Source organism: Clostridium sp. DL-VIII (assembly GCF_000230835.1).
Lineage (GTDB): Bacteria > Bacillota > Clostridia > Clostridiales > Clostridiaceae > Clostridium.
Genome location: NZ_CM001240.1, coordinates 5,969,888 through 5,989,102, shown reverse-complemented (window position 1 = coordinate 5,989,102; position 19,215 = coordinate 5,969,888). Strand labels below are relative to the sequence as shown.

14 protein-coding genes are annotated in these 19,215 nt (G+C 29.9%); 12 read left to right on the top strand and 2 right to left on the bottom strand.

The features are described from left to right. Positions 1–61: 61 nt before the first annotated feature. A complete protein-coding gene (locus CDLVIII_RS27195; RefSeq protein ID WP_009172702.1) occupies positions 62–2,071 on the bottom strand; it encodes a carbohydrate-binding protein in 2,010 nt (669 codons plus the stop codon). A gap of 677 nt (positions 2,072–2,748) precedes the next feature. Further along, positions 2,749–3,813, bottom strand: a complete 1,065-nt coding sequence (wecB, locus tag CDLVIII_RS27190; protein ID WP_009172701.1) for a UDP-N-acetylglucosamine 2-epimerase (non-hydrolyzing) — start codon at positions 3,811–3,813, stop codon at positions 2,749–2,751. A gap of 570 nt (positions 3,814–4,383) precedes the next feature. On the opposite strand from wecB, the gene CDLVIII_RS27185 reads away from it, so the two are divergent. The 12 genes from CDLVIII_RS27185 (at position 4,384) to CDLVIII_RS27130 (ending at position 19,112) form a co-directional block, all read left to right on the top strand. Beyond that, positions 4,384–5,601 (top strand): glycosyltransferase family 4 protein, encoded by a 1,218-nt coding sequence (locus CDLVIII_RS27185; RefSeq protein ID WP_009172700.1) that lies wholly within the window; start codon positions 4,384–4,386, stop codon positions 5,599–5,601. 109 nt (positions 5,602–5,710) lie between these two features. Continuing rightward, positions 5,711–6,316, top strand: coding sequence for a sugar transferase (locus CDLVIII_RS27180; protein WP_009172699.1), 606 nt, complete (start codon positions 5,711–5,713; stop codon positions 6,314–6,316). Positions 6,317–6,519: 203 nt separating this feature from the next. Continuing rightward, a complete protein-coding gene (locus CDLVIII_RS27175) occupies positions 6,520–7,623 on the top strand; it encodes a Gfo/Idh/MocA family oxidoreductase (RefSeq protein WP_009172698.1) in 1,104 nt (367 codons plus the stop codon). Positions 7,624–7,858: 235 nt separating this feature from the next. Next, on the top strand, positions 7,859–8,731 hold the full coding sequence (gene galU / locus CDLVIII_RS27170; protein WP_009172697.1) for a UTP--glucose-1-phosphate uridylyltransferase GalU: 873 nt from the start codon (positions 7,859–7,861) through the stop codon (positions 8,729–8,731). Positions 8,732–8,811: 80 nt separating this feature from the next. Beyond that, the gene (locus tag CDLVIII_RS27165) at positions 8,812–9,900 is read left to right on the top strand and encodes a glycosyltransferase family 4 protein (RefSeq protein WP_009172696.1); all 1,089 of its coding nucleotides are present in this window, start codon (positions 8,812–8,814) and stop codon (positions 9,898–9,900) included. 510 nt (positions 9,901–10,410) lie between these two features. Next, a complete protein-coding gene (locus CDLVIII_RS27160; RefSeq protein WP_009172695.1) occupies positions 10,411–10,959 on the top strand; it encodes an ECF transporter S component in 549 nt (182 codons plus the stop codon). 209 nt (positions 10,960–11,168) lie between these two features. After that, positions 11,169–12,251, top strand: a complete 1,083-nt coding sequence (locus CDLVIII_RS27155; RefSeq protein WP_009172694.1) for a sensor domain-containing diguanylate cyclase — start codon at positions 11,169–11,171, stop codon at positions 12,249–12,251. A 389-nt stretch (positions 12,252–12,640) separates the two neighbouring features. Next, on the top strand, positions 12,641–13,792 hold the full coding sequence (locus CDLVIII_RS27150; protein ID WP_009172693.1) for an RNA-binding domain-containing protein: 1,152 nt from the start codon (positions 12,641–12,643) through the stop codon (positions 13,790–13,792). Between the two features lie 226 nt (positions 13,793–14,018). Further along, positions 14,019–15,239: a tyrosine--tRNA ligase gene (tyrS, locus tag CDLVIII_RS27145; RefSeq protein ID WP_009172692.1), complete on the top strand. Its 1,221-nt coding sequence runs from the start codon at positions 14,019–14,021 to the stop codon at positions 15,237–15,239. Positions 15,240–15,528: 289 nt separating this feature from the next. After that, positions 15,529–15,720, top strand: a complete 192-nt coding sequence (gene tlp, locus CDLVIII_RS27140) for a small acid-soluble spore protein Tlp (RefSeq protein ID WP_009172691.1) — start codon at positions 15,529–15,531, stop codon at positions 15,718–15,720. A 171-nt stretch (positions 15,721–15,891) separates the two neighbouring features. Beyond that, a complete protein-coding gene (gene buk, locus CDLVIII_RS27135) occupies positions 15,892–16,962 on the top strand; it encodes a butyrate kinase (protein ID WP_009172690.1) in 1,071 nt (356 codons plus the stop codon). 227 nt (positions 16,963–17,189) lie between these two features. Next, positions 17,190–19,112, top strand: coding sequence for a hypothetical protein (locus CDLVIII_RS27130; protein WP_009172689.1), 1,923 nt, complete (start codon positions 17,190–17,192; stop codon positions 19,110–19,112). Positions 19,113–19,215 lie beyond the last annotated feature (103 nt).

Genomic DNA, 19,215 nt, shown 5'->3' with positions numbered 1-19,215 from the left:
TCCTAAGGATATATGCTTGGTTCTCTTTATTTAATAAATATATTACTAATCAATTATGGTATTATTCTGCAACGGAATAATTGTAGTTACTAGAGCTGTTACTATCCCAAGTATCTGAATTATTTTTAAAACACATATTAAGCATATAACTACCAGATGGTACTGTAATTGTAGCAGACCACTTCCCATCAGAGTGCTTAATCATTGTGACATCATTTGTGCTTGCCCAATTATTATATCCCCAGTGTAATGTCATAGAAGAAGCGCTAGAAGCTAAACTTCCATTATAATAAACTGTAATGCTTTTTCCAGCAGTTGGAGCTGGAGTTACTTGTACTGGAACAGAGCTTGAATATACAGGTAAATGCCAATTTTGACTGCTATTATTATCCCAACTGCTTCCGTTAGTAAAATCAAAATCCAATTTTGTAACTGAAGTAGGAATATTTATATTTCCCTTCCAAAAACCACTTGTTGAATCTTTTGTCATGGCAACATCGCTTGGATTTGTCCAGCTGTTATATCCCAAATGAAGAGAAACGCTGCTTGAACTAGCTAGAGAACCATTATAGTATATTGTAAAACTATTACCTTGAGTAAGAGTGCTGCTATCATAATCTACCTTATAGCCTGAAGTTGGTGAATAAGTTGTAGTTGAACCACCACTATTTCCACTTGTATTTGAACTGACATTATAAAGTACTATGACTGAATTTACTGGAATAGTTCCAGAAATTGTTCCGTTTGAAACAGTTAATGTGCAGCTTGAACTACCGTGGTTAGTGTAAGTTCCATTTGCCAAGTTAGTCGAGCAATTAATAGATGTATTTGAACCATCGTTAACAATTAAGGTACCAATAGCGCCACGATCTATTAACATAGTTTGATTATTGTTTGTCCATCTTAAATATTCATTTTGACTTATCATTGCATTATGGAAATTATTAATTGCAATTATATCAGGGTCTTTCCATAAGGAATCTCCTTCACTCCCAATTGAACTGGTAGGCCTGTCAAAAAATAAAGGAGTTGCATTTGCACGACCAGCAGCAATTGCCCAGCCCATTTTCCTTTGAGTATCTGTTAAGCTTTTACTTGTACCATCTTCATAGTTATCATGAGTTTCAACAAAATCTACAGCTTTATTGGAATCGATTCCATAAAAGGTAGTGCCAATAGAACTTAAATTATTAGAAGTGATTGCGCTTCTAATACCATATCCTAAATTGCTTGCGGAAACATTCATAAATGTTTCGTAGGAGGAAATATTATCTACTGTTCCATCTTGCAATATTTCACCATATATGAATAAATTTGATTCATTTGTGAGATTTCCTAAAACGTTAGTCCAGTAATTTCCTGCCCAGGACTTACCAGCATCTAAGCCTATATTAGTTTCAATATGCTTAGCTGCATCAAAGCGGAAGCCATCAGCCCCATCTGATGCACATTGATTTAAAAAAGTAATTGCTTTACTTTGGACTTCAGAATTTTGGGTATTTAAGTCCGGCATACCAATTCCTTCTTGTGTAATAGAATACCTATCACTCCAATTAGCACATTGTCCTAAGTTATGATAATAATTAGTATTTTGAAAACTAGAATCTACTGAGGAATCTAATTGGTCTGCATTCCCATTATTAGCCATATGATTCATTACTACATCTACAATAATTGAAATATTATATTTTGCGGCTTCAGTACAAAGTTCCTTGAATTGAGCCTCAGTTCCAAGTTGAGCATTACCAATAGACTGATTGGTTGGTTGATATAATAACCACCAATTACTTGCATCAGTAGATGAGCTTTTAGTTCCTTGTACAGGAGAAACTTGAACTGATTTGAAGCCTGCTGCTGCAATATTTGGTAATTCATTCTTTATTGTATTAAAAGACCAGTCAAAGGCATGAAGAATAGTTCCATCTTTGGTGTTGGCTGGTAAAGAGTTACCGGCAGCATATGCTACTGTTGAAAAACTACCTGTAACCTGATTCATGCTGTTGCTAGGGGGGATTGCTAAGCTTAAAAATAATCCGATAGCGGTTAGACTCAATATTAATTTTTTTTTCATTTACTTACACACTCCTTATAACATTATTGAAATTCTTATTCAAACGTTTGCATAATATAAAAATATTATACTTTATCTTGTGTGTATACTGTTAAATAAACTTCTCCTTAATGTGAATGTTTTTGTGCCAATATCAGCCTCCTTTAGTTGAATTTTTATATTTAATTTATTGAGGAATCTTAAGGCTTTAGAAAGACATAGTTGTAACCTATGTTAATAAGTAGCTTAAGATATGCTCATACAAATTGCTGAAATTTTAAATTTTAGGTAATTATTTAAGAATATAACTAGCAGTACATTAAAGTTTTTTTAGCTTTACTACTATGATTATAGTTTGAGGAATAGTTTGAATAAGAAGTGATTTAATTAAACGTATTTTACTAAAATTATTAGTATTAATTACAGAGCTAAACAATTAATATCCAATAATCTATTTAATGAAAAAATAGAATATAATGGAAAGTATTTCTGCATTCGTTTGCATGAATTAGCAAAATATCATTTCCTACATATTATAACATATATTACATAATATACAAGTAATTTTTCATCGCATTAATAAAATAAAAAAATATATAATTACTAAAATATAAGTGACTTTGAAATCTTATAATAAAAAAACGAATTAAGTAATAGTTAGTTACATAATTCGTTTTTTTAGAAATTATTTTCTTGTACTATTTTAAATAACCTTCGATGATTTGGGTGATCACTGAAGATGTATCTCCATTTCCAAAGACAGAAGCAGGAGTACCAGTTGGATTAAACGATTCTAATGCATCCATGATTTTATTAGAATCACTACCAACTATGACGTTCCAGCCATTATCTACCGTTTCTACCCATTCAGTTTCGTCTCTCATAGTTATGCATGGCTTCTTTAAGAAATAAGCTTCTTTTTGAACTCCGCCGCTATCTGTAACTATTTTTTGAGAATTTCCTTGTAAGGAAAGCATATCTAAGTATCCGACAGGTTCTATGATTCTAATATTATCTCCAATATGAAGATTATATTCTTCAATGAATTTTTTTGTTCTTGGATGGAGAGGAAGTATTATTCTCTTTCCAGAATTGCTTAAAGCATTAATTATTGAAGTTAATCTTTCTATGCTGTTTGTATTTTCTGCACGATGTATTGTAGATAGTATGTAGCTTTCAGGAGCCAAGTCTAATTTTTCGAGTATAGTAGATACTTCTTTAGCTCTTTCTTTAAAAAGATTTACAGCATCATACATTACATCACCAACATTATGAACACCCTTTGTAATATTTTCATTTTTTAAATTATTTACGGCTGTTAAGGTTGGTGTGAAAAGTAAGTCAGATATATGATCGGTTAAGATTCTATTTTGTTCTTCTGGCATGACTTTATTAAAGCTTCTAAGTCCAGCCTCTACATGAGCCACTGGTATTAATAGTTTGCTGGCACAAAGGCTTCCAGCAAGAGTTGAATTTGTATCTCCATAAACTAAAACCATATCAGGCTTTTCTTTTAAGTATATTTCTTCAAGAGCTATTAACATACTGCCAGTTTGATGACCATGATTTGATGAACCAATACTTAAGTTATAATTAGGCTTTGGGATTCCAAGCTCCTCAAAAAATATATCAGACATGTTATTATCATAATGTTGCCCAGTGTGTACTAATATTTCACTATTTCCATTTCTTCTAATTTTATTTGATACTGTTGCAGCTTTTATAAATTGTGGTCTAGCGCCTATAACAGTTAGTACTTTCATGTACTATTCCTCCTTAAATTTAAAAAAGTTATTTTCCTTCATATACTTGATGTTTTCTTTAGGATTAAATATTCATCTAAAAATACAGTACTATTTTAGCATATTATATTCATTAATCATACACTTATAATTTATATGTTGTAATTATAAGGAAGAGTAAAATTATTTATAACAGTAGAATACTGATATATAGGTTTACGAGATTATGATTCTCAGAAATACTAATTAAAGATTTAGCGAATTTTACGAATGTTAAAAGATTAGTAAAACCAAAAAAATCGTGGGATAAGAAATTATGTTGAAGAGTGTGGAAATAATATTTTTATATGGGGAAACTCGATTCGCTTCGTTCACTGAGTAAGTTCGCCTAGAAAATCGTAGAGGTATAATAAAGTATAAAGCGCAAATATAACGTTAGGGTAGATTTAAGGTTCTTTTTTCTAAGGAAACTCGACTCGCATACGCTCGCTGAGCAAGTTTGAGAAGCAAAATCATAGATTTTGACTCTCACTTGTGTTATAATCTATAGGGTTAATTAGCATTATATTGTAAAAAAAGGAGCAAATTAAGATGAATATCTTACTTATAAATCACTATGCTGGGTCTGATTATCATGGAATGGAATTTAGACCTTATTATATGGGGAGAGAATGGGCTAATATGGGACACAAGGTGACTATACTTGCCGCTGATTTTTCTCATTTAAGAAAGAAAAACCCTAAGATACAAGAAGATTTTCAAGAGGAAATAATTGATGGAATTACATATGTATGGGTTAAGACACCTGAATATCATGGAAATGGCGTTGGAAGAATAAAAAATATAGCAGCGTTTATGTATAAATTAAGAATGAATTATAAAAAAGTTTCAGATAAATATAAGCCAGATGCAGTCATAGCATCTTCTACTTACCCTTTAGATATATATCCAGCGCATAGGATTGCTAAAAGAGCTAAGGGAAAGGTTTTCTTTGAAATACATGATTTATGGCCATTGACACCTATGGAAATAGGGGGATACTCTAAGAATAATCCAGCCATAGTATTGCTTCAAAGGGCAGAAGACTTTGCTTTTAAAAACAGCGATAAAATAATTTCAATTTTACCGAATGCAGATAGACATATTAAAGATAGAGGATTTAATACAAGTAATTATGTTCATGTTCCTAATGGAATTATTGTGGGAGAAAAGAAAAATGCTCCTATGGAAAAGACAATTGAGAGATTGAAAGAATTAAAAGAAGAAGGCTATTTTTTAATAGGATATACAGGTAATCACTCTCCAGCAAATGTATTAGATACACTTATTGATGCAGCTAAAAAGACAACAGATGAAAAAATAAAGTATGTGCTAGTTGGAAATGGAAATGTAAAAGATCAATTGATTCAATATGCAAAGACAAATAATGTAACTAATATAGAATTTTTAGATCCAGTGCTAAAAGACAATATGGATAATGTACTACAATTATTAGACATATGTTATATAGGGTTAAAAAAGCAAAACCTATTTAACTATGGAGTAAGTCCTAATAAATTATTTGACTATATGATGGCAGCAAGACCAGTAATATATGCAGTGGAGGCTTCAAATGATCCTGTAAAAGACTCAAGTTGTGGCATCACAGTACCAGCTGAAAATCCACAAGCTATAGTAGATGCTGTTATGAAAATAAAGAGTTTAAGTGAAGAAGAGAAAAATAAATTAGGTCAAAATGGAAAAGATTATGTGCTAGAAAATCATACTTATCATGGACTTGCAGAAAAGTTCTTAGATGCATTGAAATAACTTAAAAATTTATGAAGAAATGCAAATTATGAGGTTAAGTATATTAAATTGTTGTAAAATAATTAATGTATGATAATATGATTTTAAATAATTTTTTAGGAGTAGATACATGAATAAATTTAATAAAGTAGTTAAAAGAATCTTTGATTTTGTATGCTCTACTTTGGGGTTAATTATATTAAGCCCGATTTTGATTATAATTGCAATTAGGATAAAAACAGATTCTGATGGACCAGTATTTTTTAGGCAGATAAGAGTTGGTGAAAAGAATAGAGAGTTTGAGATCCTTAAGTTTAGAACTATGGTTGTAAATGCTGAAAAGTTAGGAAGACAGATTACAGTAGGAAATGATAGTAGAATTACTAAAATAGGAGCATTTTTAAGAAAATACAAGTTAGATGAATTACCACAGTTAATAAACGTATTTAAAGGGGATATGAGTCTGGTAGGACCAAGACCAGAGGTACCAAGATATGTTAAACTGTATGATGAGAAGCAAAAAAAAGTATTAGAAGTTAAACCAGGGATAACTGATTTAGCATCGATTAGGTATAGGGATGAAAATGATTTACTCGGAGAAGCAGAAAATCCGGATGAATTTTATATAAATACAATAATGCCGGATAAACTTGCACTAAATTTGGAGTATATTAACAGAAATAATATTTTTATTGATATTTATATCATACTAAAGACAATAATAAAATGCATTTAATTCAGTATAAAATGCATTTAATTCAGTTGACAATTGATTATAAACAATTGTCAGTGAAGTGAGAAAAGCTAAAGGCTTTTCAAAAAATAAATTAAGAGAAAGCCTATTGCTTTCAACTACAATTGGTCGAAGACTACCTGTAAAGGGCATTAAGTATGCATTGTCAATTGTTTAATAATATAATGGGAGAAGGTAAACATATTATGAAAAAATTAAAATTTGCAATTATTGGTTGTGGAAGAATTTCTTATAAGCATGTTGAAGCTCTAGCAAAAAATAATGAAGAAGCAGAATTAGTTGCAACTTGTGATGTTATTTTAGAAAATGCTGAAGCAAAGAAAAAAGAATATATTGAAAAGACTGGAGCAGCAGAAGGGTCTGTTCATACATATACAGATTACAAGGAAATGTTAGAAAAGGAAGAAATAGATGTAGTTACAATTGCTACAGAAAGTGGATATCATGCAGAAATTGCTATTTATTCAATGAAAAATGGAGCGAATGCATTAGTTGAAAAACCAATGGCAATGTCTATTGAAGATGCTAATGAAATGATTAAGGTAGCGAAAGAAAACGATGTTAAGCTTGGAGTTTGCCATCAAAATAGATTTAATAAGCCAATACAAAAATTAAGAGAAGCAGTAGAAGATAATAAATTTGGAAGATTGATTAACGGTACAGCAAGGATACTTTGGAATAGAAATATGGGCTATTATGAACAAGCACCTTGGAGAGGAACATGGGCTTTAGATGGCGGTACTCTAATGAACCAATGTATACATAATATTGATTTACTTCAATGGATGATGGGTGGAGAAATTGAAAGAGTATATGCTGAATGCGATACATATTTAAGAGATATTGAAGCAGAAGATTTTGGAGCTATAGTGATAAGATTCAAAAATGGAGCTATTGGAATTGTTGAAGGGTCAGCATGTGTATATCCAAAAAATCTTGAAGAAACTTTAAGTATTTTTGGAGAAACTGGAGCAGTATCCATTGGAGGTCTTGCAGTTAATGAACTTGAAACTTGGAGATTTGACGGCGAAGATGAAGATGCTATTAAGAAATCGGTAAATGTTAAAATAGATAACGTATATGGTGAAGGACACACACCTTTATTTAAAGATGTAATTGATGCGATAAATACTAATAGAGCTCCATTGGTATCTGGAGAAGAAGGTAAAAAGGCAATGTCAATAATACTTGCGGCATATAAATCGAGAAAGACAGGAATGCCAGTGCAGTTTCCGTTAAAAGATTTTAAAACATTGGATATGAAAGATACATTTAAGGGAAGAAAATAAAATGTTTATATTATAAATTAAGGATAATAAAAGCATATTAAGTAAAATATATATTTGTTATGTATAGATATCCAAAATATAAATTTAATTTATAACTTATAATTAATAACTCATAACTTCTAATTATATGTAGATAATCCAAAAGTTATAAGCGAGAAATCAAATTTCTAATTCATTTATTTATATATTTTGAAGTTAAAAAATAGAAATTTTAAAAGTGAGAGGATGATAGGTCATGAAAGTAAAAAAGGCTATTATACCAGCAGCAGGGCTTGGAACAAGATTTTTACCAGCAACTAAGGCTCAACCAAAGGAAATGCTTCCTGTAGTTGATAAGCCAACAATTCAATATATTGTTGAGGAAGCAGTTGCTTCTGGAATTGAGGAAATTCTTATTATTACAGGTAGAAATAAGAAATCTATAGAAGATCATTTTGATAAGTCAATTGAATTGGAATTAGAGCTAGAGAAGTCAGGAAAAGCTGAATTACTTGAACTTGTAAGAGATATTTCTGACATGGTTGATATACACTATATAAGACAAAAGGAACCTAGAGGATTAGGTCACGCAATCCATTGTGCAAAAACTTTTGTTGGAAATGAACCATTTGCAGTTTTACTAGGAGATGATGTAGTTGACAGTGAAACTCCATGCTTAAAACAATTAATAGATTGTTATAGTGAATATAAGACTACCATTTTAGGAGTTCAGACAGTAGCCAAGGAAAATGTACCTAAATATGGTATCGTAGATGGAATTCATATAGAAGATAGAGTTTATAAAGTAAAGGATTTAGTTGAAAAACCATCTGTTGAAGAAGCACCAAGTAATGTTGCAATACTTGGAAGATATATCATTACACCAGAAATATTTAATATATTAGAAAATACTAAACCTGGAAAAGGCGGAGAAATTCAATTAACCGATGCTTTAAAAACATTAATTACTAAAGAAGCTATGTATGCATATAATTTTGAAGGAAAAAGGTATGATGTTGGAGATAAATTAGGTTTCTTACAGGCAACTATAGAATTTGCTTTAAAGAAGGATGAATTAAGAGAAGATTTTATAAATTATTTAAATACTAAACCTTGGGAACAAATATAGAATAATATTGATTTCGGTAAGCTATCACATAAGGCTAAGTTGAAAATTGGATATCTATAGATTATGGAGGCCTAAATTTTATGAAAATATGCTATTTAGCAGATATTAATAGTGCACACACTCATAAATGGTTAAATTATTTTATACACAAGGGGTATGACATTCATGTTATATCCCTTGGAAAAGGTGAGTATGAAGGAGTAACAGTTCATTCATTAGATGTGCAGGATAACGTTATGAAAAGATCTTCAGATAAGAATAAATTATTAGAATATTTGAAAAAGATAAAGAGAGTCAGGGCTTTAATTAAAGAAATCAATCCTGATATATTACATGCTCATTATGCTAGCAGTTATGGATTATTCGGAGCTATAGCAAAATATCACCCATATATTATTTCAGTATGGGGAGCTGATATCTATGACTTCCCGGTTAAATCGCCTATACATAAATTTATAATAAAACATAACCTGAAAAAAGCAGATTATATTTTGTCAACGAGCAATGTTATGAAAATAGAAACTCAAAAATATACTAATAAACCCATAGAAGTGACTCCTTTTGGTGTAGATATCAATAAATTTATTCCAAATAAAATTGAAAAAGAGGAGCTTGTGATTGGAACTATTAAAACCTTAGAGGAGAAGTATGGAATACAATACTTGATTAAAGCCTTTAAGGAAGTAAAAGATAGAAATAAAGATTTAAATCTAAAGCTTAGAATTGGTGGAAAAGGAAGTCAAGAGGGGTATTTAAAAGAATTATCAAAAGAACTTAATGTAACTGAAGATGTTAGCTTTTTAGGTTTTGTAAAGCCTAATGATGTAATTAAGGAATTTCAAAATTTTGACTTAGCAGTTTTCCCTTCGACATTAGATAGTGAAAGTTTTGGCGTTGCAGCAGTTGAAGCAGAAGCGTGTGGTACACCGGTTGTCGTAACAGATGTTGGTGGACTCATGGAATCAACAAAGCCTAATGTAACAAGCTTGGTAGCTAAGAAAAAATCTGTAGAAGATTTAGCTGATAAGATTGAAATGCTAGTTAGAAATAAAGAACTTATGAAGAGCATGGGAAAGAGTGCAAGGAAGTTCGTAGAAGAAAACTATAATATCGAAGATAATTTCAAACATGTTGATGAAATTTATAAAAATATAATTAAAGGTGTTTAATCATATTTAAGGCACATGAGCTTGTTAGTTTTTTGATTGTGCCTAACTATATATCGAAGTAAATAAATCCTAAAATGTATTGCTACATTTTAGGATTTATTTATAAATTTAAAAATAAGCTTCAGATGATATTTTATGTAATATAAATAGAAAATCTTTCAGATTAATAATGTCTGATATTCTGCTCAAGTAAAAATTTTATGCCAAGAGTGGCTAACGAAATGAGTAATAATGTACTTAATATTGAATTGCCAAATTGTATGAACATCGTACAAATGAATAAAAACATAAACATACCTAATAACCATTGTATAATTCTCATTATTTTATCTCCTTGTAAAAATTAATTCTGCAATGTTATTGTATCCTATATTACAAATGAAATTCATGAAATATAAACTCAAATGTATCCATACATTTGAAACATTGAAATAATGCAAATATAATATTAATAAAATATCAAAGAACATAGTTTTTAGATTAAATAAAGATTGTATGGAGGAAGATTTCATGGAAAGTAATAGAATACTAAATACTAAAGATATGGTGTTAACAGCACTAATGATTGCTTTAATCTGGATAGCTGGAAGTATAATAAAGATTCCAACATTTGGTGGGTTTGTGCAGATGGGAGACTGTATGGTATTTTTATCAGTGGTCATATTAGGTAAAAAAAGAGGAGCAGCAGCAAGTGCACTAGGAATGTTTCTTGTAGATGCACTCGCAGGATATTACTTATGGGCACCATTTACATTTTTAATTAAGGGAATAATGGCATATATAGCAGGAAGCATTTTAGAAAAAATGAGTGAACAGAGGTATTTTACAAAGCATATTATAGCCTTTGTAGCTGGCGGAATTTTTATGGTTATTGGGTATTTTGCTGCCGGAATAGTAATAGCTGGTTTTCTAACAGACAAAGTAGGGCTTTTTCAAGGCTTAATATATTCATCTAAAGATATAATTGGGAATATAATTCAAGTTACTACTGGAATTGTAATTGCTTTAGCTTTAGGAGCAGTAGTAATAAAAGCAAAGGATATTTCAGTCGCAAATTAGGTGGGTTTTTAAATTGTGTTTATATAAATCACCAATAAGCATTCTATATAGATATATAAAATATAAACTAGATGTGTAACTTGCAAGCAATGTTTTTGATTTGTTTATCTATATGTTCAATTATCATATTAAATGTAGTATAATTAAGATAAGTATGAGAATGAGTTATTTATCATAAAGAATTTATGGTTAAGGGATGGTGAGAATAAATGCAGAATTATGAAGAGCTATATAATTCTTTAAAAATGGAATATGAAACTTACCAAAAATTTTCTGAACAGCGTATACAAGAACTGAGCCAAAAAAATGTAAGGCTAGAAAAAAGCATAGATTCTTTATCAAATATAATAGAAGTAAGTAAATACATAAATACTTACTTCAGCAGTGATAACTTAATATCAATGATTAATGATATGATACTTGGGATATTAGGCGTTACATATTCAACTATATTCTTAATGGAAAATGACGAGCTGATTGTAAAAGCTAGTAATATCGAGAATATGAATATAAATCTAACGTCTAAAGAATACATATATGTAAATAAGGGAGAAGAATTTTTAATAAATTCTGAAAAGCCATTAAAGCAAACAGGAGAACATAAAGTAGATATACACTCAAGTATGGGAGCACCAATTAAAGTAAGAGAGAAATTTATAGGATACATAATTGTAGAGCATAATCTTTACAAATTTATGACTATTGAATTAAAGCTCTTTCTTAGATCAATTGCAAATCAGATTGCAATAGCAATAGAAAATTCATTATTATATAAGGAATTGGAGAAATTAAATCAAAGGGATCCTCTACTTGGAATATACAACAGAAAATATTTTTTTGAATATCTTGAAAAGAACGAGATTGGAAAAGCAAAAGATAAGTTTGCAATAATAATGATAGATATAGATGATTTTAAAAAGATAAATGATACTTATGGGCATCAATTTGGGGATAAAATATTAATGAGTACTGTTAGCATTATAAAAAACGGTATAGATGAAGGCGATATTTTAGCTAGATATGGTGGAGAAGAATTTATTTTATATATTTCAGGTTACGAGAATGAGGACAAAGTCTGTGAAAAAATTGAAGCAATAAGACAGAATCTTGAAAAAGAAAAAGTGACTTTTAATGATAAATGTAAGTCTGTTACAGCTAGTTTTGGAGTTTCATTCTTCCCTTTGAATGGAACAGATTTAAATGAACTTATTAGCAATGCTGATGATCTATTATATAAAGCTAAAGAGAGTGGAAAGAATAAATTTATGAGTGGGCATATATTAAAAATGTAATAATATTATTATAAAGCAAGCTTATTTAAAATAAGGGTGCTTTTTTGTTCTTTATAGATATTCAACTTTGAAATTAAACTTATGTGGTATATTACCGAAATCACATACATTTTTATTCCGCAGGACTTGTGAAATTTTCGCTGGAAAGTTCTAAATGCGAGCACGCATCCATTTCTGCATGCTCCCGAAACAAGTTCGTGAGAAGCAATAAATGGAACGAGCTCCCATTAATAACTTTCAGCAGCTCAATTTCAAATGCCTGCTTCACAAAAATGTATATGATTTCTAATATAGATACACATAGAAGTTTAACTTAAATAGATAATTATTCTATCTATAAGTATGGTTTATATATAGGTGTTTATGTGAATTATAAGGAGGAGTGAATTATGGATAGTAAAAAATTACTATCTTTGATAGCTAGAGAAGAAGGCACAAAATTAGATTTTAAGTTAAGATTAGAACTTAATTATGAAACGGGAAAGAAAGAATTAACTAAGGATATATGTGCCATAGCCAATTCAAGTGGCGGAAGAGGGTATATAATTGTTGGAATAGAGGATAAAACTAAAAAAGTTATAGGACTTCAAGATGATGATATATTTCAAGAAGAACAAATACAACAAATAGTGACAGCAAGGTGCGAACCTCCAATTCCAATAGAAGTAGATTTTATTGATATTAAGAATAAAAAAATAGGTGTAATATCAATATATGATGGAGGTCAGAAACCATATCAGGTTAGAGAAAATGGTGCTTTCTATATTAGAAGAGGATCTACAACAGATGTGATGAGAAAGCAGGAATTAATAGCTTTATTTGAAGAAAACTTAAGTTTAACAATTGAAACTTGCCCGTTAATTAAAAGCAATACTGATATGCTTAACATGAAATTGGTTGATAGTTATTTTAATAAAAAAGGAATAGAAGTTAATGGTGAAAATAGAAAGTATTTATTGCTAAGTGCAGGAATTGTTTATGAAAAGAAGGAAGCTTCACCACTTATATGTACATATGGAGGACTTCTTGTATTTTCTGATAAAAATTACTTATATATTCCTAACAATATGATAAAAATTATTAATAAATATAGTGCAAATGGAGAGGCACAGATAATTCAAGGGAGTCTTTTATCAATGATTGATAAAGCAGAAGAGGAGATCAATAAGATCGTACCTAAGACGTATCCTATACAAGCAATAGTTGAAGCTATGAAAAATGCCGTATTATATAGGGAATATTTTGACTTAAATAAAATAATAGAAATAGTTATAGACAAAAATAAAATTATAATTTCAAGCCCAGGTGAATTTATTGGAGAAAATATTAAGGGACAGAGGACTAGCTACAATAAAAGAAACATTTGGCTCTATGAAAAATTAATAACGTTAGATGAAAAAAAGAGATTTTTAAATAATGGAAACGGATTTAAAATTATAAAAAATGCATTTAAAGGAAAAGGAAAAGTCAAATTTATAAGTTCCAGAGCGGAGCATAGCTTTAAGGTTATATTACCAGGAGTTTTATCAATTAAAGCTTAGTAGCGTTCCTTCAGTTCTTATTTCTATAAGCTATATTGTTACATTAAGCTATTGTATGGATAACAAACGAAAATTTGAGAATTATGAATTGTTGCCAAATTTGAAGGTTGAGGATATACTATAATAAGTGATTTAAACAATGTGGTGTTATTAAATTAAAAATTGATTTTACGGTCAAAGCTTAATTTAATTTTAAATAAGAAGATTTTTAGGAGGTACTGTTATAATGGCAAACGTATTAGATGAGCTATTAGAAAGAGGATACATAAAACAATTTACGCATGAAGAAGAAACAAGAAAGTTATTAGAAAATGAGAAAGTAACTTTTTATATAGGTTTTGATCCAACAGCAGATAGTCTACATGTAGGACATTTTATAGCGATGATGTTCATGGCACATATGCAAAGAGCAGGACACAGACCAATAGCTTTAATTGGCGGTGGAACAGCTATGGTTGGAGATCCAAGTGGTAAGACTGATATGAGAAAAATGCTTACAAAGGATGATATTCAGCATAATGTTGAATGTATTAAAAAGCAAATGGAAAGATTTATAGATTTTTCTGATGGTAAGGCAATACTCGCAAATAATGCAGATTGGTTATTAAATCTTAATTATGTTGATTTTTTAAGAGAAGTTGGAGTTCACTTCTCGGTAAATAGAATGTTAACAGCAGAATGTTTTAAACAAAGATTAGAAAAAGGATTATCCTTCTTAGAGTTTAATTATATGTTAATGCAGGGATATGATTTTTATGAATTAAATCAAAAGTATAATTGTAAAATGCAGCTTGGAGGAGATGACCAATGGTCTAACATGATAGCTGGAGTTGAACTTGTAAGAAGAAAAGCACAAGGTGAAGCTATGGCTATGACTTGTACTTTATTAACTAACAGTCAAGGACAAAAGATGGGTAAAACTGTTGGTGGAGCATTATGGCTTGATCCAGAAAAAACTTCTCCATATGATTTCTATCAATATTGGAGAAATGTAGATGATGCAGATGTTGAAAAATGTTTAGCTTTATTAACTTTTGTACCAATGGATGAAGTAAGAAGGCTTGGAAGCTTAGAAGGTGCTGAAATAAATACAGCTAAGAAAGTACTTGCATACGAAATAACTAAGCTTGTTCATGGTGAAGAAGAAGCTAAAAAAGCAGAAGAAGCTGCTGCTGCCTTATTTGCAGGTGGAGCTGATATGTCAAATATACCAACTGTGACAATAACTAAAGAGGAAATTGGATTACAAATTTTAGACATTATGGCAAGTACTAAAATTGTTCCATCTAAAAAGGAAGGCAGAAGATTAATTGAACAAGGTGGACTATCTATCAATGGAGTTAAGGTTGAAGATGTAACTAGAACTTTAAATGAAGAAGATTTTAAAGATGGTGCAGCTTTAATTAAAAGAGGAAAGAAAAATTACAATAAAATAGAAGTGAAGTAATAAAATCAATCTTAAAGCTCTATATACTAGTAATATATTTTCTAGTATATAGAGCTTATTTTTATTAAAATAAAATTTTTGAACAACTATCTTTCTTTGCATATCCGAAAGCTATGGGTAATTAAATTCTATTATTCTTAATAAAACTTTTCTATTTATCAAGCATTAGATTAGAAAAATAACTTCACATAATAAATTATTTCAATGCACATAATACAAAGGAAAGGTGATTACGTATAAACCTCACCATTAAAACAATATACTAAGTGAAAAAGGAAGTGATGCAATTATGAAAAGTGAACCAGATGATAGAACGGATAATGTAGAAAGAATCCAATATAATATTGATAAAACTATTTTAAATTGCGAGCTTGCAGATGAAATGATTGCAAAAACAGATGACCTAAACATGAAGCAAACGTTAGAAGAAAAAAATGAAAGAAGAGAAGAAGCTCTTTGTGCTATGAGAAAAGAGATTTGAGAAGAAGCACTGGATAAGGAGAATAGATAAGAGATTATTTAGAATTATTATTAGCATTTAACAAAATAGAAAGTATCACAGGAGAGTGATGCTTTTTATTTTTTAGATAAAGTTTAATATTTCAATAATATGGGAATATTAAAAATAAAAATATATGATATGGAGGTAAAAATGAGTTATAAATTATTAATAATAAATCCAGGCTCTACGTCAACTAAAATATCTGTTTATGAAGAAGAAAAAGAAATATTTGGGGAGACCATAAGGCATTCTTCAGAAGAAATAGGTAAGTACAAACATATATTAGACCAAAAAGATTTTCGAACAGAAATTATATTAAAAATATTAAACGATGCTGATATGGACATAAAAGAATTAGATGCAATAGTTGGAAGAGGTGGGCTTTTAAAGCCTATACTTAGCGGAACATATAATGTAAATGATAAAATGTTACAAGATTTAAAAAACAGTGTGCAAGGGGAGCATGCATCTAATCTTGGTGCTATAATAGCAAGAGAAATTGGTGATTCTATCGGGAAACCAGCCTACATAGTAGATCCTGTGGTTGTGGATGAAATGGAAGAGATAGCAAGATTATCAGGTATTCCGGAATTACCTAGAAAAAGCATTTTTCATGCTTTAAATCAAAAGGCTGTGGCTAAGAAATATGCAAGAGAAAATTCTAAAAATTATGAAGATATCAATGTCATAGTAGCTCATATGGGAGGGGGAGTTTCTGTAGGGACACATAAAAATGGAAAGATAGTTGATGTTAATAATGCTCTTGACGGAGAGGGGGCTTTTTCGCCAGAAAGAAGTGGTGGTGTTCCAGCAGGTGATTTAGTTAGATTGTGCTTTAGCGGAAAGTATACATCAGAAGAGCTCCTAAAGAAAATTACAGGAAAGGGCGGTTTTGTAGCTTATCTTAATACAAATGATGCAAGAGTTGTAGAAAAAGCTGCTTTAGAAGGTGAACCTAAAGTAAGGCTTGTTCATGATGCCATGGGATATCAGGTTGCAAAGGATATAGGAGCAGCAGCAACAGTCCTTAATGGAAAAGTAGATGCTATAATCTTAACAGGAGGAATGGCTTATGGAAAACCAATGGTAGATCTTATAAAGGAAAAGGTAAAATTTATAGCTCCTATAGTAGTTTATCCAGGTGAAGATGAAATGCTTGCATTAGCCCAAGGAGTAATTAGAGTGTTAAATGGAGAAGAAGAGGGTAAAGAATATAAGTAGGATATGTATATCTAATATATGGACTAGACTTATAGCTTAGAATTGATATTTTTTTATAAGTTAAGGTAACAAACAAAATAGTGACTATTTACAATGAAAAGCCTGTAGGCTTTTCATTGTAAACTATTTAAATTAGAATCTTAAATTTCTTTTATATAACTCAATTTATATATCATTTATACGATAAGTATATTATAGAAGTAGTGAATTAGTGGGGGAGAAATAATATGCCAGGAGTTTGGAATGTAAATAATGGATATAATACAAACACGAAAAAAGTTTCCAGTAAGTTAACCTTTGAAGTTGGAGAGCGTTTTACAGGACGAGTAGTTGAAAAAGGAAATGGAAAGGATGTTACAGTAAAGCTTGCAGATGGATGGCAGTTTATTGCAGAACTTGATGGTAATGTTGATTTAGACGACCTTAAACTAATTAAATTTCAAGTAGATGGATTTCAAAATGGAAAATTAAAATTGAAATTGGTACAAGATTCAACAAATGAAGGAACAAATGAAGATGAAAATTTTCAGGATGTTATAGATAAAGAAGGACTATCAAAAGAAGATATTGACATATTAAAAAATATGGTTAAGCATAATATCCCATTAACTAGAGAGAATATTAATGAAATTAAGGGATTAATTCAATTTAATGAGAGAATAAGTGCTAATCCTAAAGAGTTAGATGCATTTATTCAGACATATCTACAAAGTAAAGGAATATCTTCTGATAGTTCGGAAGGTCAAGCTATTAAAGAGTTATTGACTAAGTTCTTAAATGAATATAAAAATATAAATTCAGATGATATACTTGCATTTATAGAAAATAAGCTAGATTTTTCAGAAGAAAGTATAAAAAGTTTTAATAAATTATTTAAAGGAAATTCTTCAATTGAAGAGATTATCATGAAGATAAGTGATTCGTTAAATTCTGATGGGAATGGGAAAAGTGTTCAAGATAACAATGCTTCTCAAGTATCCATTGATGAAAAAATGATAAATAAGGAACTAGAATTAAATAGGAATTCCTCAGATAAAACTACAGCACTCTTATCGAAGGCTTACAATGAAAATGATCCGTTATCTAAGAAAATCAATATATTGGATGTATTGAAAACTTTGGCTGGAAGTGAAGATAGTGAGCTTAGTATGATACAAAAAAGTGCTGGACAGGAAAGTGGCAGTTCGAGTATGGAAAAAGCGAATCTTCCTGAAGCACTATTAGAAAAACTAGATAACCCAGATATTGTAAAAATAATAAAAGATACTGTTGGGGATGATTTGGTAACTAATAATGCTTCTAAAACACAAGCAGATCGCCTTGTTGAATCAGCAAATAAGATAAAGTTAGAAGAATTATTAAGTAACATGGAAGGAAGAGAAGTTAAACTTACAGACAGCGAATTCAAAGCATTTAGCGAGCTATTAAATAGTAAGTCTAAAGGAGAAGAAGTAGTTAAAGAAAATCCATTTATGGATTTTAATAATGATAGTATACAGCCTAAGGAAGCGTCAGATAATGCGGTTAAGGAGACAATCTCCAATAAGATAAATATTGGGAAAATGGATGCGGAAGATATATTTTCAAGAAGCGGATTAGATGTCAAAGAATCAATAAAAGGTGAAATAAAAGATAAAATCAACAATATAAGGGATATGGTTAAGAATATAATAACTCAAACAGAAATAAAAGGGGATAGTTACGAAAAGATAATGAATTTGATAAAAAACAATATTAGTGACATTAAAGTGTTTAATTCTATGAGTAATGAGTATTATTATTTAAATGTTCCTGTAACTGCTAATTCTAAGGAATATCCTTGTAAATTGATAATAAAGGATAATAGAAAAGATGGGAAAAAGATAGATAAAACTAATGCTAAAATGATTATTAGTGTAAAAACCGCTAAGTTAGGTGATATTGATGGTTACTTGACCATGAGAGATAATAGAATTGATGTAAATTTAAAATGTGAAAGTGATTATACGTCCATTATAAATAAGAATAAATCGAAATTAGTAGAAGGTTTGTCAACACTTGGATTATTTGTAAATATAAATGTATCGGTTAAAGATAAACCTGTGGATATAGTAAATTGTAGAAATTTCTTTAATGATTTAACTATATCTACTATTGATATTAAGGTATAATATAAATAAATTAAAAATTTGGTTTATTACGTGCAAGTTTTAATTTGTAACTTGTTACTGATTTAAGTTATAAAAAAAAGATAAGTTCTAAGTTTAGTTCATA

What these genes read in the sequence shown, in the direction of transcription:
- tlp (WP_009172691.1), top strand. Translation starts at nt 15,529, where the DNA reads ATGAAAAGTGAACCAGATGATAGAACGGATAATGTAGAAAGAATCCAA.
- CDLVIII_RS27130 (WP_009172689.1), top strand. Translation starts at nt 17,190, where the DNA reads ATGCCAGGAGTTTGGAATGTAAATAATGGATATAATACAAACACGAAA.
- CDLVIII_RS27195 (WP_009172702.1), bottom strand. Translation starts at nt 2,071, where the DNA reads ATGAAAAAAAAATTAATATTGAGTCTAACCGCTATCGGATTATTTTTA.
- galU (WP_009172697.1), top strand. Translation starts at nt 7,859, where the DNA reads ATGAAAGTAAAAAAGGCTATTATACCAGCAGCAGGGCTTGGAACAAGA.
- CDLVIII_RS27150 (WP_009172693.1), top strand. Translation starts at nt 12,641, where the DNA reads ATGGATAGTAAAAAATTACTATCTTTGATAGCTAGAGAAGAAGGCACA.
- wecB (WP_009172701.1), bottom strand. Translation starts at nt 3,813, where the DNA reads ATGAAAGTACTAACTGTTATAGGCGCTAGACCACAATTTATAAAAGCT.
- tyrS (WP_009172692.1), top strand. Translation starts at nt 14,019, where the DNA reads ATGGCAAACGTATTAGATGAGCTATTAGAAAGAGGATACATAAAACAA.
- CDLVIII_RS27180 (WP_009172699.1), top strand. Translation starts at nt 5,711, where the DNA reads ATGAATAAATTTAATAAAGTAGTTAAAAGAATCTTTGATTTTGTATGC.
- CDLVIII_RS27175 (WP_009172698.1), top strand. Translation starts at nt 6,520, where the DNA reads ATGAAAAAATTAAAATTTGCAATTATTGGTTGTGGAAGAATTTCTTAT.
- CDLVIII_RS27165 (WP_009172696.1), top strand. Translation starts at nt 8,812, where the DNA reads ATGAAAATATGCTATTTAGCAGATATTAATAGTGCACACACTCATAAA.
- buk (WP_009172690.1), top strand. Translation starts at nt 15,892, where the DNA reads ATGAGTTATAAATTATTAATAATAAATCCAGGCTCTACGTCAACTAAA.
- CDLVIII_RS27155 (WP_009172694.1), top strand. Translation starts at nt 11,169, where the DNA reads ATGCAGAATTATGAAGAGCTATATAATTCTTTAAAAATGGAATATGAA.
- CDLVIII_RS27160 (WP_009172695.1), top strand. Translation starts at nt 10,411, where the DNA reads ATGGAAAGTAATAGAATACTAAATACTAAAGATATGGTGTTAACAGCA.
- CDLVIII_RS27185 (WP_009172700.1), top strand. Translation starts at nt 4,384, where the DNA reads ATGAATATCTTACTTATAAATCACTATGCTGGGTCTGATTATCATGGA.